Source organism: Pseudomonas rosaeacicularis (assembly GCF_057128745.1).
Window position 1 is genome coordinate 50,582 of record NZ_JBSKHT010000009.1, and the last position, 14,475, is coordinate 65,056.

General features: G+C 60.1%; 13 protein-coding genes. 2 read left to right on the forward strand and 11 right to left on the reverse strand.

What is annotated here, in order from left to right:
- The first annotated feature begins 31 nt into the window (after positions 1–31).
- Entirely contained in the window at positions 32–610 is a 579-nt protein-coding gene (locus ACWKWM_RS13060; protein ID WP_483846538.1) for a Maf family protein, read from the forward strand.
- Positions 611–664: 54 nt separating this feature from the next.
- Here ACWKWM_RS13060 and sppA read toward each other — a convergent pair whose 3' ends face one another.
- The 3 genes from sppA to rluC are packed head-to-tail and all read right to left on the reverse strand — an operon-like array spanning position 665 to position 3,303.
- Positions 665–1,669, reverse strand: coding sequence for a signal peptide peptidase SppA (sppA, locus tag ACWKWM_RS13065; RefSeq protein ID WP_483846539.1), 1,005 nt, complete (start codon positions 1,667–1,669; stop codon positions 665–667).
- A 7-nt stretch (positions 1,670–1,676) separates the two neighbouring features.
- A complete protein-coding gene (locus ACWKWM_RS13070; RefSeq protein WP_483846540.1) occupies positions 1,677–2,357 on the reverse strand; it encodes an HAD-IA family hydrolase in 681 nt (226 codons plus the stop codon).
- Positions 2,347–3,303: a 23S rRNA pseudouridine(955/2504/2580) synthase RluC gene (gene rluC / locus ACWKWM_RS13075; protein ID WP_483846541.1), complete on the reverse strand. Its 957-nt coding sequence runs from the start codon at positions 3,301–3,303 to the stop codon at positions 2,347–2,349. The genes ACWKWM_RS13070 and rluC overlap by 11 nt, the downstream gene beginning before the upstream one ends.
- A gap of 723 nt (positions 3,304–4,026) precedes the next feature.
- Here rluC and rne point away from each other — a divergent pair.
- Positions 4,027–7,299, forward strand: a complete 3,273-nt coding sequence (gene rne / locus ACWKWM_RS13080; protein WP_483846542.1) for a ribonuclease E — start codon at positions 4,027–4,029, stop codon at positions 7,297–7,299.
- Positions 7,300–7,366: 67 nt separating this feature from the next.
- Here rne and ACWKWM_RS13085 read toward each other — a convergent pair whose 3' ends face one another.
- The 8 genes from ACWKWM_RS13085 to ACWKWM_RS13120 form a co-directional block, all read right to left on the reverse strand.
- Positions 7,367–7,963, reverse strand: a complete 597-nt coding sequence (locus ACWKWM_RS13085) for a nucleotidyltransferase family protein (RefSeq protein WP_483846543.1) — start codon at positions 7,961–7,963, stop codon at positions 7,367–7,369.
- Between the two features lie 72 nt (positions 7,964–8,035).
- Positions 8,036–9,055: a UDP-N-acetylmuramate dehydrogenase gene (gene murB, locus ACWKWM_RS13090; protein WP_483846544.1), complete on the reverse strand. Its 1,020-nt coding sequence runs from the start codon at positions 9,053–9,055 to the stop codon at positions 8,036–8,038.
- A gap of 46 nt (positions 9,056–9,101) precedes the next feature.
- The gene (kdsB, locus tag ACWKWM_RS13095; protein WP_483846545.1) at positions 9,102–9,866 is read right to left on the reverse strand and encodes a 3-deoxy-manno-octulosonate cytidylyltransferase; all 765 of its coding nucleotides are present in this window, start codon (positions 9,864–9,866) and stop codon (positions 9,102–9,104) included.
- The gene (locus ACWKWM_RS13100) at positions 9,863–10,048 is read right to left on the reverse strand and encodes a Trm112 family protein (RefSeq protein WP_007931663.1); all 186 of its coding nucleotides are present in this window, start codon (positions 10,046–10,048) and stop codon (positions 9,863–9,865) included. Before ACWKWM_RS13100 ends, kdsB begins: the two co-directional genes overlap by 4 nt.
- A gap of 17 nt (positions 10,049–10,065) precedes the next feature.
- Entirely contained in the window at positions 10,066–11,061 is a 996-nt protein-coding gene (gene lpxK / locus ACWKWM_RS13105) for a tetraacyldisaccharide 4'-kinase (protein ID WP_483846546.1), read from the reverse strand.
- Positions 11,061–11,492, reverse strand: coding sequence for an ExbD/TolR family protein (locus ACWKWM_RS13110; RefSeq protein ID WP_483846547.1), 432 nt, complete (start codon positions 11,490–11,492; stop codon positions 11,061–11,063). The genes lpxK and ACWKWM_RS13110 overlap by 1 nt, the downstream gene beginning before the upstream one ends.
- The gene (locus ACWKWM_RS13115) at positions 11,489–12,163 is read right to left on the reverse strand and encodes a MotA/TolQ/ExbB proton channel family protein (RefSeq protein WP_483846548.1); all 675 of its coding nucleotides are present in this window, start codon (positions 12,161–12,163) and stop codon (positions 11,489–11,491) included. Before ACWKWM_RS13115 ends, ACWKWM_RS13110 begins: the two co-directional genes overlap by 4 nt.
- 84 nt (positions 12,164–12,247) lie before the next feature.
- The gene (locus tag ACWKWM_RS13120) at positions 12,248–14,464 is read right to left on the reverse strand and encodes a DNA internalization-related competence protein ComEC/Rec2 (RefSeq protein WP_483846549.1); all 2,217 of its coding nucleotides are present in this window, start codon (positions 14,462–14,464) and stop codon (positions 12,248–12,250) included.
- Positions 14,465–14,475 lie beyond the last annotated feature (11 nt).

The following is a 14,475-nucleotide window of genomic DNA, read 5'->3' on the forward strand; positions in this document are numbered from 1 at the left end:
TACACTCGACTTTCATGTTACGGAGAACCTCATGCTGCCTTTGCTCCTCGCCTCCAGCTCACCCTACCGCCGGGAATTGCTCGACCGTCTGCGCCTGCCGTTCGTCTGCGCGTCACCGGACATTGACGAAACCCGCTACCCCGATGAGCCCGCTGTCGCACTGGTAAAGCGCCTTGCACGAGAGAAAGCCCAGGCGCTGGCAACCCGCTTCCCCGGGCATTTGATCATCGGCTCCGATCAAGTGGCGGTTCTCGACGACCAAATCCTCGGCAAGCCCCACACCTTCAAGCGAGCACAGGAACAACTGTCAGCCAGCAGCGGCAAAAGCGTGTCTTTCCTGACAGGGCTGGCGCTGCTCAACAGCGACACAGGGGGCTACCAGGTTGATTGCGTGCGGTTCACGGTGCACATGCGCGATCTGGATCAGGCATGCATTGCCCGCTATCTGCACGCCGAGCAACCTTATGACTGCGCCGGCAGCTTCAAAGCCGAAGGGCTGGGCGTCAGCCTGTTCCGCGCCACTGAGGGCCCCGACGCCACCAGCCTCATCGGCCTGCCCCTGATAAGGCTGGTAGACATGCTGATCAGCGAAGGCGTCACTCTACCCTGACCCGAAAACGACAAACCCGACCAATGGCCGGGTTTGCAGCAGCTGGAACCGGGATCAGCGCAAGCTAGGTCCGTTAAAGCCTGCCCACATCGCAATCTGTTCAGCCATGCTCGCACCGAGTTTTTTAGAGAAACGGTCAAACGGCGACTCTTGAACGGTGTAATCGACGATGTCTTTCTCGCCGATCACGTCGCGCGCCACGGAGCTTGAGCTACCCAACCCGTCAACAAGTCCCAGCGCTACCGCTTGCTCACCCGTCCACACCAACCCGGAAAACAGCTCGGGATGCTCTTTATCTTTCAAGCGATCACCGCGACCGGCCTTTACGCTAGCGATGAACTGCTTATGCGTGGTGTCGAGCACGCCTTGCCAGAACGCAGTCTCGTCAGGCTTGGGTGGCTGGAACGGGTCAAGAAAAGCCTTGTGCTCACCCGAGGTGTAGGTACGACGATCGACACCCAGCTTTTCCATGGTGCCAACGAAGCCGAACCCGGCCGCCGTCACACCAATGGAGCCCACGAGACTGGCCTTGTCAGCGTAGATCTGATCGGCGGCACTGGCGATGTAATAAGCACCCGACGCACCCAGGTCGCTGATCACGGCATACACCTTGATATCAGGCTTCAGCGCGCGCAGGCGGCGAATCTCGTCGTAGATGTAACCGGACTGCACCGGACTGCCGCCCGGGCTGTTGATTCGCAGGATGACACCCTTGGTCTTCTCATCGTCGAAGGCAGCACGCAAAGCGGTCACGATGTTGTCAGCGCTGGCAGCTTCCTTGTCGGCAATCATGCCCTGAATGTCGATCAACGCCGTGTGACTCGTCTTGCGCGAAGCGCCCTTCTCGAAATCCATCAGCGGCGAAAATATAAAGAGCGCAGCCACTAGATAAAGGAAAGTCAGGGATTTGAAAAAGATGCCCCATCGGCGCGAGCGGCGCTGCTCCTGAACACCGGCCAGCAGTGTCTTTTCAAGCAGTTTCCAGCTCCTTGCATCAGCTTTGTTATCAACCACATCGTCTTTGTCCTGCGACGTCGTTGCTTTCCATTCGTCCGACATAAATCAATCACCCCAACAACGAAGATTCAGCACTGCGCGTGCCCAGCCAGGCACGCAATTCAGAAAAATGATCGATGGCCAACCGTGGCTCATAGGCCAGCAACGCGTCCAGTGCCTGTGCGCCATAACTCACTGCGACCGAGTCCATACCGGCGTTGCGCGCCATTTGCAGATCGAACGAGGAATCACCGATCATCAACGCCTTCTCGGGCTTGACGCCGCAGTGCTCGAGAATTTCGTGCAACATCAACGGATCAGGCTTGCTGGCGGTTTCATCAGCGGCACGGGTGATGTCGAAATAGTCAGTCCAGCCGTGAGCTTTCAGCACTCGGTCCAGGCCTCTGCGCGCCTTGCCTGTGGCAACAGCCAGCCGATAGCCCTGAGTGCGGAAATGCTCCAGGGAATCGAGGACGTCGTCAAAAAGCTTCGACGGCTCGACATCCATGGCCATGTAACAGTCGGCGTAGCGCTGACGGAAATCAATCAGGTCGCTGCCTGAAATATCCGGGTACAGCGTGCGAATCGCCTCAGGCAGACCAAGGCCGATGATGCCTTTTATAGCCAGATCATCGCGTACCGGCATATCCGACAAGACCGCAGCCTCGCGCATGGCCTCGACGATGCGCCCAATCGAATCGGCAAGCGTGCCGTCCCAATCAAAAATCAGCAGTTCATAGTCAGGCTGCACTCAATCGCTCCACTGTCTTGGCCCACATCTCATCGACAGGCGCCTCTACCCTCAGCGCAGTGCCGTCCTGCATGGGAACGGTCAGCGCGTACGCGTGGAGGAACAAACGCTTGCCGCCCAGATCCCGAATCTCTTTGCTGAAGCCTTCGTCGCCGTACTTTGTGTCGCCGGCAATTTCGTGGCCGGCATGCAAAGCATGGACTCGAATCTGGTGGGTACGACCGGTAATCGGCCGCGCCTCGACCATGGTTGCAAAGTCGCCAAACCGGCGCAGCACCTTGAACAGCGTTAGCGCCTCTTTACCTTCGTCATTGACCTCAACCATCCGCTCACCCGAGCGCAGATTGCTTTTCATCAATGGCGCGCGAACCTGTTTGACGGCAGTCGCCCAGTTGCCGCGGACCAGCGCCATGTAGCGCTTGTCGACACCGTCACCGCGCAACTGCTCATGTAAATGCCGCAACATGCTGCGTTTCTTGGCGATCATCAACAGACCGGACGTATCGCGATCGAGCCGGTGAACCAGCTCCAGCTCTTTGGCATCGGGACGCAACTGACGAAAGGCTTCGATAACGCCGAAGCTCAACCCGCTGCCGCCGTGAACCGCGATGCCAGCAGGCTTGTTGAGCACGATCAGCGCTTTGTCTTCATAGACGATGGCGGCTTCCAGACGCTGGAGTAGGCCTTGAGCCACTGGCACAGGTTCGTCTCGCTCAGGCACGCGTACGGGTGGAACGCGCACAATGTCGCCAGCCTGAAGCTTGTACTCGGGCTTGATCCGGCCTTTATTCACTCGCACTTCGCCTTTACGCAATATGCGGTAAATCAAGGTCTTGGGAACGCCCTTGAGGTACGTGATCAGGAAGTTATCGATGCGTTGTCCGGCAAGTTCCGGCGCAACCTCAACCAGCTGGACGCTGGGGGTTGGAGGGGTCGTAGTCGTCATGGCGCAAATCATAGCAATTTTTTATGGATTTGAAGCACTTAATGATTGCTGCTATAGTCGCGAACGCCGCCAAAAGCGGCCTGGACATCGGATCAACGGTATGACAACCGGCCGTGACCAACGCAATTCACGAGGGCGCGAGGCCGTCCTACGAGGCTTTCGGTGACAACGGAAGTCTGCAAGCGTAACAAGCGCAGGTGACATGAGGCCTGAAACAAGCCCGATCGCAGAGTGAATCACTCGTCATCGAGGCCCATGTTCAAGGCCAGTTCACAAAGTGCAGTCGTTTGCAGGCACCTCCGGGCGAATACTTCGGAAACCATGCCTTATTTGAGCCATGACGCGCGAACTTCCCATCGAAGGATCGCGGTAAATGCAAACCCGCTGCGGATTCAGCGCGCGGCAGCACCCGAATTATCAGGGATACGTGTGGGGTGGAGACGCACAACCGTTGGACTGCGTAGCAAGGCTTTATCCAAGACGCTTCATATCGTCCGCAGCCATAGGTTGATTCCTCCTCCTGACAAAGCTTTTGCTGACAGGGTGTCATTTGTCACCACAGCAAGCAGGAAACGTCGTCGCAAGCCTGGCCCCTTTGGCCTGTCTCGCTAGACACTGGAGTGTCCAACCACTCTTGACGTGCCCTGACACCGACCGTGAGAAGTCGTGTGTGCCGAACGCCGTTTCCGGCAGCCCGGAAACCGACGGTACTACATGAAAAGAATGCTGATTAACGCAACTCAACCCGAAGAGTTGCGTGTTGCGCTGGTAGACGGCCAGCGCCTCTACGACCTGGACATCGAATCCGGGGCCCGCGAGCAGAAGAAGGCCAATATCTACAAGGGCCGGATCACTCGTATCGAGCCGAGCCTGGAGGCTGCTTTTGTCGATTTCGGCTCTGAGCGCCACGGCTTCCTGCCGCTGAAAGAAATCTCCCGCGAATACTTCAAGAAAGCCCCCGAAGGCCGCGTCAACATCAAGGACGTCCTGACTGAAGGCCAGGAAGTCATCGTTCAGGTCGAGAAAGAAGAACGTGGCAACAAGGGCGCAGCCCTGACCACCTTCATCAGCCTGGCCGGTCGCTACCTGGTGCTGATGCCGAACAACCCTCGTGCCGGCGGTATCTCCCGTCGCATCGAAGGTGAAGAGCGCAACGAACTGCGTGAAGCACTGAACGGCTTGATCGCTCCGGCCGACATGGGCCTGATCGTGCGCACTGCCGGCCTTGGCCGCAGCAGCGAAGAAATGCAGTGGGACCTCGATTACCTGCTGCAACTCTGGACAGCCATTAAAGAAGCCTCGCTGGACCGCTCCGCGCCGTTCCTGATCTATCAGGAAAGCAACGTCATCATCCGCGCCATCCGCGATTATCTGCGCCAGGACATCGGCGAAGTACTGATCGACAGCGTCGAAGCCCAGGAAGAAGCCCTGACCTTCATCCGCCAGGTCATGCCGCAGTACGCCAGCAAAATCAAACTCTACGAAGACAGCGTTCCGCTGTTTAACCGCTTCCAGATCGAAAGCCAGATCGAGACCGCCTTCCAGCGCGTCGTCGAGCTGCCGTCGGGCGGTTCCATCGTTATCGATCCTACCGAAGCCCTGGTGTCCATCGACATCAACTCGGCGCGCGCCACCAAAGGCAGCGACATCGAAGAAACCGCACTGCAGACCAACCTTGAAGCGGCTGAAGAAATCGCCCGTCAACTGCGTCTGCGTGACATCGGCGGCCTGATCGTCATCGACTTCATCGACATGACGCCAGCCAAGAACCAGCGCGCGGTCGAAGAGAAAGTCCGCGAAAGCCTCGAAGCCGACCGCGCCCGCGTCCAAGTGGGTCGCATCTCCCGCTTTGGCCTGCTGGAAATGTCTCGCCAGCGTCTGCGCCCTTCCCTGGGTGAAAGCAGCGGCATCGTTTGCCCTCGCTGCAATGGCACCGGGATCATCCGTGACGTCGAGTCGCTGTCTCTGGCGATCCTGCGTCTGATCGAAGAAGAAGCCCTGAAAGACCGCACTGCCGAAGTACGCGCTCAGGTGCCGATCCCGGTCGCAGCATTCCTGCTCAACGAAAAACGCAACTCGATCACCAAGATCGAACTGCGCACCCGCGCACGCATCGTGATTCTGCCGAACGATCATCTCGAAACGCCGCACTTTGAAGTGCAACGTCTGCGCGATGACAGCCCGGAAGCACACACGCTGCAAACCAGCTACGAAATCGCAGCGGCCGCCGCCGAAGTCGAAGAAGTCGCCCCTCCAGCCGCCGCGACACGCACCCTGGTTCGTCAGGAAGCTGCTGTCAAAACTGCACCGGCTCGCGCCAACGCTCCGGTCCCGACCGAAGTCGCAGCGCCAGCACCGGTTGCCGCGCCTGCCGCCCATGAGCCAAGCCTGTTCAAAGGTCTGGTGAAGTCTTTGGTGAGCCTGTTTGCCACCAAGGAAGAGCCAGCCGCCCCGGCCGTGGTTGAAAAACCTGCTGCCACCGAGCGTCCTGCCCGTAACGAAGAACGTCGCAACGGCCGTCAACAGAGCCGCAGCCGTAACGGCCGCCGCGATGAAGAGCGCAAGCCCCGCGAAGAACGCGCCCCGCGTGAAGCCCGTGAAGATCGCGCTCCACGCGAAGAGCGTGCGCCGCGTGAAGAACGTGCGCCACGTGAAGAGCGTCCGGCCCGTGAACCTCGTGAAGCCCGCGAAGAAACCACCGCGCCGCGCGAAGAGCGTCCGGCTCGCGCTCCACGTGAGGAACGCGCACCGCGTGCTCCACGTGAAGACCGCAAGTCCCGCGAAGATCGTCCGGTCCGTGAACTGCGCGAACCACTGGATGCAGCACCTGCTGCTGCCGCTGTCGCTGCTGTCAACGTGCCACGCGAAGAGCGTCCGGAACGCGCACCTCGTGAAGAACGCCAGCCGCGCGCACCGCGTGAAGAACGTCAATCTCGTGCCGAACAGCCTGTGGCTGCCGAGTCCGAAGAAGAAGTATTGCTGAACGAAGAGCAGCAGGATGACAATCAGGAACACGCCGAAGGCGATCGTCCTCGTCGTCGCTCCCGTGGTCAGCGTCGTCGCAGCAACCGTCGCGAACGTCAACGTGATGCCAATGGTGACGTGATCGAAGGTTCTGAAGGTTCTGAGGAAAACGAAGAAGCCGAAACTTCGGATGTTGCTCCAGCCCTGGCTGTTACCGCAGCCGTCGCCACCAGCGTGATCAGTGCGCCTGCCGAAGCCGAAGCTCATCGCCAGGCCGAGCTCGCCACCGCGACCGTTGAAACACCTGCTGAATCGCCAGTTGCCGAAACCGCCAAGGTAGAAGTACCGGCGATCGAAGCACCGGTTGCTCAGGCCACCCCCCGTCCTGCACTGGCACCGGAAGTCGAGGTCGCGCCTTTCGACGCCACTTTGGCTCCGTTCGAACGTCAGGTAAAAGCTGCGGCTCAGGCTGAGCTGTTCGAAACACCGGCTGCCGTTGAGGCACCCGTGGTTGCCGAAGCGCCTAAGCCGATAGAAACACCAGTGGTTGAAGCGCCTGCGGTCGACACTCAACAGCAGCTGGCTTACGAGCCCGCAGTCGTTGAGCCTGCCGTTGAGCACGTAGCTGCTAAGCCGGCGGTCAGCGAGCCTGCGGTATTCGAAGCGCCAGCGTCGTTGGCCGCTCCGGAAATCGTCGCCACGCCAGCTCCCGTCGTTGCTGAACCAGCAGCCGTTGAACAGGTAGCGGCAGAGCCAGCACCTGCGTTGCCAGTCAGCAGCAGCGGTCGCGCGCCGAACGATCCACGTGAAGTGCGTCGCCGTCGTCTTGAAGCCGAGCGTCTGCAGAAAGAGGCCGAATCAGCCCCTGCTGCCGCCGCCCCGGCTCCAAAGGCTGAGGAACCGGCGCCTGCAAAGCCAACTGAAGCCGCACCGGCTCCGTCTGTTGACGAGAACGTGCAACCGGCCGATGAAGCCGCGCATCACCACGTTGCAGAGCAGGAAGAAAGCAAAGAGCCAAAGCCTCACGCTTGATCCCCGCTGAATGAAAAAACCCCACCTGTGTGAGCAGGTGGGGTTTTTTTATGTCTGGGTAATTGAGTTAGCTGCGCGTGAAAGCAAGTGCAGCGGGCACATCGATATCCCACAACACCCCCGGATCATCGACCTTGAGTTGCTTGACCCTTGCCCCTTCAAACAACCGCTTGGCACCCTTCTCGCCCGCCAACAACATCAACGCCGCACCAAAATCGCGGCCGAATCCTACCGGATGTCCAAATTTGCCTTCGTGGACAGGGACGCTGATCGCATTGTCTTCCAACGATCCGATCAGTTGCTTGAGGGTATCGGGGTGAATGAAGGGCATGTCGCCCAGTACCACCAGCCAACCGCGATGGTCGGGCTCAGCCGCGACGGCAGCCGCAATGCTGTCACCCATGCCCGGCGAGTCCAGGATCACGACCTCACAGCCGTGCTGCAAACCCAGCTCAGCCACGCCGGGATATTCGGGGCGGGTGATGACTACGCATTTATCTACAAGGGGTCGAATGCTGAGCAGAACATGCTCAAGTACTGAGCGCTCGGCGCCGTCGCGCCCTGCACATTGCGCCAGTAATTTGTTGCGATGAGGGCCGGCAACTTGTCGGTAACGACTGCCTTGGCCGGCGGCGAGGACGATGGCGCACAGGGTTTCACGCATGCTTGAGCTCTCCATCGACCTGAATTTAGCATCCGCAACATCAGGACCACGCCAAGAAATGAAGCTGACGGCTCAGTAAAGGTTTGGCTCCATTTCCAGCTCGACGCCGAACCGCTCAGCGACGTCGGCTTGAATCCGGCGGGCCAACTTGAGCAAATCAGCTCCGCTTGCCGAACCGTAGTTGACCAATACCAAAGACTGCAAGCGGTGCACACCCGCATCGCCGTCACGAAAACCCTTCCACCCAGACTGTTCGATAAGCCAACCCGCAGCGAGTTTCGCGCGACCGTCGGCCTGCGGATAACTGACCAGCCCCGGATGCGCCTGCTTTAGCTGCGAAGCCAAATCAGCTGACACCAGCGGATTTTTGAAAAAGCTACCGGCGTTGCCCAAAGTGGCCGGGTCCGGAAGCTTTTCACTGCGAATGGCACAAATGGCGCGGCTGACGTCCATCGGCGTGGGTTGCTTGATGCCCAGTTCGTCCAGACGCTGACGCACTGGACCATAGTCCAGATGCAGATCGGCCCTGTAGCTCAGGCGAAACCGCACACGCAGAATCAACCAGCGTCCGACCTCATGTTTGAACACGCTGTCACGGTAACCGAAGGCGCAGTCATCGAGAGAGAACTCGCGCAATTCACCTGACTGCCTGTCCATGGCCGTGAGGCTGTGGAAGACGTCTTTGATCTCGACGCCGTACGCGCCGATGTTTTGCATGGGCGCTGCACCCACTGTCCCCGGAATCAGACTGAGATTCTCCAGGCCCGCCAGCCCGCGTGCGAGCATGTCCTGCACGAAGGGATGCCACGGCTCCCCCGCTTCAGCCTCGACCACCGCATTGCTGCAGTCCTCATGGACAATCCGGATGCCCCGACTTGCCATGCGCAACACCAGCGCATCGATATCGCCCGTTAACAGCAAATTGCTGCCGCCACCAAAGATCAGCAGCGGTACGCTGTGGTGTTGCGAGTACGCCAGCGCCTGACGAGCGTCGTCATCGCTATGGGCCTGGGCAAACAAGCGCGCCCTAACATCAACGCCGAAGGTGTTGAACGGCTTGAGGGAAACGTCGGTTTGAATCTGCAAGGTCATGAGTTGACCCGCATCAGGCACGCCAACCCATTAAAACGAAACCGCATCAAACCTCCAGCAAACGCCGAACGCGTTCCAGATCTTCGGCGGTATCGACGCCGGCAGGCGGCGCTTCCAGTGCATCGGCGACGTGGATACGCACGCCATGCCACAGGGCTCGCAGTTGCTCAAGGTTTTCAGTGTTCTCCAGCCAGCATGGACCCCAACTGACGAAGTCATGCAGAAACCCGGCGCGGTAGGCGTAAATACCAATGTGGCGACGGAACGGAACGCCTTCGGGCAATTGATCCCGGTCCTTGGCCAATGCATCGCGTGCCCAAGGCAAAGGTGCGCGGCTGAACGTCAGCGCCAGGCCGTTGATATCGGACGCGACTTTGACCACGTTAGGATTGAACAGCGCCGCCACGTCATCGATAGGCTCGGCCAGTGTCGACATCCGCGCTTCGGGATGCGCTGCGAGGTTGTCAGCCACCTGATCGATCACCGAGGGCGGGATCATCGGCTCATCACCCTGCACGTTTACGACGATTGCATCGTTGGCAAGCCCCAGTTGCGCCGCCACTTCAGCCAGGCGATCGGTGCCCGAGTTGTGATCATCGCGGGTCATCAGCACGTCGGCACCGAACGCACGGCAGGCTTCGAAGATGCGCGCATCGTCAGTGGCAACCACCACCCGCTCGGCGCTGCTTTTGCGCGCCTGTTCCCAGACATGCTGGATCATAGGCTTGCCAGCGATGGTTTTTAGCGGTTTGCCAGGAAACCGGCTGGAGCCGTAACGCGCCGGAATGACAACGGTGAAGGCTGCGGTCATTTGTCCAGACGCTCGTCGGTAGACAAGGTGCGGGCTTCGCTTTCAAGCATCACCGGGATGCCATCGCGAATCGGGTAAGCAAGGCCTGCGCCTTTGCTGATCAGCTCGGTTTTGTCAGCGCTGAGCTTGAGCGGCCCCTTGCAGATCGGGCAAGCGAGGATGTCGAGCAATTTGGTGTCCATAAGTAATCCTGAGCGAGTCATGGCAAAAGACGGTGTAACTGCGAATCGAACCACTGAATGAAGGCGGTGGAAGGCTCGGCCTCTACCGCCAGATACCACCAGTCTGCACCCGCAAAGGCACGACATTTGACGGCGTCCTTTTCGGTCATGACCAAAGGCAGAGACGGCTCGAAAGTAAGAGCCTCGGCGTTGTAAACGGCATGATCGGCAAACGGGTGTGGCACAGGCCGCCAGTGTAGTCCTTCGAGGGTATTGAAGAAACGTTGCGGGTTGCCGATACCGGCCACCGCATGCAGCGATTGCCCCGGCGGAAAATGATCTATGGGTCGACGCTCGCCGGTCAGCAGATTGACCAGCGCCGAGGGCTGAAGTTGAAAGCCGTAGCCATCTTCTCGATCATCAAGGGCGCCGTTATAAAGCAGCGCGTCAACGCTTTGCAGTCGCTCAACCGGCTCGCGCAAAGGGCCAGCAGGCAGACAGCGTCGATTGCCCAGACCGCGGGCAGCGTCGATCAAGACCAGTTCAAGATCACGCGCAAGGCGGTAATGCTGCAGGCCATCGTCGGACAGGACCAGGTCGAGCTTCTCATCGGCCAACAGTGCACGAACGGCTTGAGCCCGGTCGGGGTCGATCATCAACGGCACGCCAGTGCGTTGCACGATCAACAGCGGCTCATCGCCCGCCTCGTCGGCCGTTTGCTCAGGGCGAACGCGCCACGGCAGGCTGGGCGGCGTGGCGCCGTAACCGCGACTGACCACACCCACCTTCAAACCCCGGCTGCGGCAATGCTCGATCAGCCACAGAATCAGCGGCGTCTTACCCGTACCGCCGACGGTGATATTACCCACCACGATGACCGGCACGGGGGCTTTATAGATGTCACCCTCACCTGCTACGAACCGCGCGCGCTTTTTATCGACCACGCGCCGATAAAGGCATTCCAGCGGACGAAGCAATGCGAGGGCGGGATGGCCGGTGTACCAGGCGTCGAGCAGTCGGTCGGTAAGGGCCATCAGTTAGCCGATGCGGCCTCGACAGTGGTCATGCGCAAATGGGCGAAACCGAGTTTTCCGGCAGCGTCCATGGCAGTGATCACCGCCTGATGCGGCGTTTTGCCGTCCGCACTGATGGACAGCGGCAAGCTGGTGTCACCCGCCGATTCCTTTTGCAGGGCGTCGATCAGCGTTTGCAGATGGCTGTCGGGCAGCAGCGTGTCGTTCACCGAATACACGCCGTCGGCATTGATGGTGATATCGACGTGCTTTTTATCGACATCGTCGGCCGAAGCGCCAGTCACCGACTGCGGCAGCTCAACGCGCATCTGGGTTTCGCGGGTGAAGGTGGTGGTGACCACGAAGAACAGCAGCAAGATAAACACCACGTCGATCAGCGACACCAGATTGATGTCGATAGTCTCCCGAGGTTTGCGGCGGCGGAATTTCACTTCTTCTTGCCCTCGGCCTTGCCGGCAGGCTTGTCTGGCACATTGACTTCGACCAGATCAACGTCACGGTCGCCCTGCACCACTTCAACCAGTTTGATCGCTTCCTGCTCCATACCAACCACCAGCTCGTCGACACGGCTTTGCAGGTAGCGATGGAAAAAGATTGTCGGGATCGCGACGGTCAGGCCCGACGCGGTACAGATCAGTGCCTTGGCGATACCGCCCGCAAGCATCCCGGCATTGCCGGTCATACCAGAACTGGTGAAGGAGCTGAAAATGTCGATCATGCCCAGCACGGTGCCGAGCAATCCCAAAAGCGGCGCCATGGCTGCGATGGTGCCGAGGGTCGCGAGATAGCGTTCCAGATCATGGATGACGCGGGCGGCAGCCTCTTCGATGCACTCTTTCATGATCTCGCGACCGTGACGGGAGTTGGCAAGGCCTGCTGCGAGGATTTCCCCTAGCGGAGAGTCAGCGCGCAGCTCTTTGAGTTTTTCGCTGTTGAGTTGTTTGTCCTTAATCCAGCGCCACACCTGGCCCAGCAAATGCGGCGGCGTGATGCGACTGGCGCGTAAGGTCCACAGGCGTTCGATGATGATCCCGACGGCGGCGATGGAACTCAGAATGATCGGTAGCATCATCCAGCCACCAGATTTGACCAGTTCCCACACAGCGATCACCCCCTGAAAAAAAGTGGCGCCACTCTAACATAGGGTCGTCGGCTGGCCGAAGCACGCGATGAATAACCAGCTGATTCACTCACGCCAGAACCGTTGCGTCCTACGTTCGGCCTCGGGTTCTGCAAAAGCGCCCAATTGCAGCGTGATGGCCCCCAGTTTGGCGCTATCGTAGGTGGCGATGCCCATCCATCCATAGCGCGACATCACCAGCGGGTGCGGATGACCGAAGCTGTTGTTGCGGCCACGGGAAATCAACACGCCGCGCGGCGCCACTTCCCGCAGGAAAGGCTTGGACGACGAGCTGCGACTGCCATGATGCGGGGATTGCAGCCAATCGGCGCGCACATCGAAACCGTCGTCGAGCAAGGCGCGTTCAGCCTTGACGTCGATATCCCCGGTCAGCAGCAGGCGCTCCCCATTGGCCTCGACGCTGAGCACGCAGGACGCCTGATTGCCCTCAGCGGCACTTTCCCAGAGCCAGGTGGCAAACTTCACGGCGTTCCAGGTCCAGGTTTCGCCGTTACGACAGGACTCGGCTTGCAACTCGGATGGCAGTCTTCCTACATCGCCCCCCAGCAAGCGCTGCACGGGCAACCCCTGAACGATGGCCTGGGCGCCACCGGCGTGGTCGGCGTCGGCGTGACTGAGCAACATCACATCCAGCGTCTGAACGCCGGTTCTGCGAATCGCCGGAAGCACCACCCTTTGTCCGGTATCGAATTCACCGAAACGCGGCCCGGCGTCATACAGCAAACTGTGGTCCCGAGTACGCAGCAAAATCGCGAGCCCTTGCCCGACGTCCATCTGCACCACCTCAACTCGCCCCTCCGGCACAGTTTTGAGCGGCGGGAAGACACACAACAAGAGCATCGGCCAACCCAACAGCCGCATCGGCGCGCCAGTGGGCAACAGCAACAGCACCGCCCCTGTCAGGCTGATGCACCACGCCCATAGCGGAACCGACGGGCCGGTCCAGGCCGGCATCCATCCGGCGGCCAATGTCAGCAATCGGAACAGCCACTCCATCGAACCGCCCGCAAGCCACAACAGCCCCTCGCCTACCGTGGGAACCGCGAGCATCGCTGTGCCCAGTAGGGCCAAAGGCAGTGTGACCAGGCTAATCCAGGGAACCGCGATCAAGTTGACTGCGGGGCCACTGACGCTGACGGGCAAGTTAAGCGCCAGCAGGATCGGCAACAAACCGACAGCGATCAGCCATTGGGCGCGGGTCCAGCTTTGCAGCCAGCGCCAGGCGCCGAGACGCCCGCTGAAAATCAGAATAAGAATGCCCACCGCAGCGAACGACAACCAGAACCCTGGCTTCAGGCTGACCAGGGGTTCGAAAAGTAGCACCAGATTAAGCGACAGCAGCATCGGCCAAGCGACGCCCAACTGCCGAAAGCGCAGGCGCCACAGCAGCACCATGCCAATCATCACGCAAGCCCGTCGCACCGGGACTTCGAAACCGGCGAGAAAGCCGTACCCCAGCGCACCGGCGAACGCGAGGATGCACGCGGCTGGCAGCCATGGAATAACTCTCGGCCAGGCACCCAGACGCGCAAGCCCGGCGATCAGGGCGTAAATCAACCCGCTGAGCATGCCAATGTGCGTGCCGGAGATCACCAGCAAATGTACGGTGCCGGTGTCTTGCAGCACTTGCCAATCGGCGGGACTGAGGCCGGAATCGTCGCCCAGCACCAACGCCGCGAGCCCGCCTTCACGGCCTTGCGCATCCACTTGCAGCAAACGCTCGCGGATTGCGTCGCGCCAGGACGGCGCTATGGCTGCGAGCAATTGTCCGTCCAGCACCGTGCCGGTCGCGCCAATACGCTGGGCCAGCAGCCAGGCTTCATAATCGAAGGCGTCGGCGTTGACCAACCCGCCAGGGGCTTTAAGCTTCACTGCCAGGCGCCACCGCTCGCCGCTGCGCACCTGAGGCCCGTCGTACCAGGCGACGCGGATCGTCTCCGGCAGCTTCGCGCGCCGGGACTGCGCGTCTTCGAGCTTAAATCGCACGACACCGTCAATATGCTGCGGCAGGCCAACAACCTGGCCTTGCAGCCACAGCGTCTGGCCATCGAGCCGCGCAGGCAGCCGATCATTGAGCGCCGACTGTGCCGAAAAACAGGCCCACGTCAGCCCAAATAGAAAGAACGCCAACGGATAAGTACGAAACGGCAACAGCATCAACGCCACGACGGGCATCAACAGCAGTAACCAGACGGGCGGCAAGGCCGGTAAAAAACGCAGGGCCAACAGCCCCAAAGCAAGCGCGAGCATCCCTGTGCGCATGGTCTCTTCCC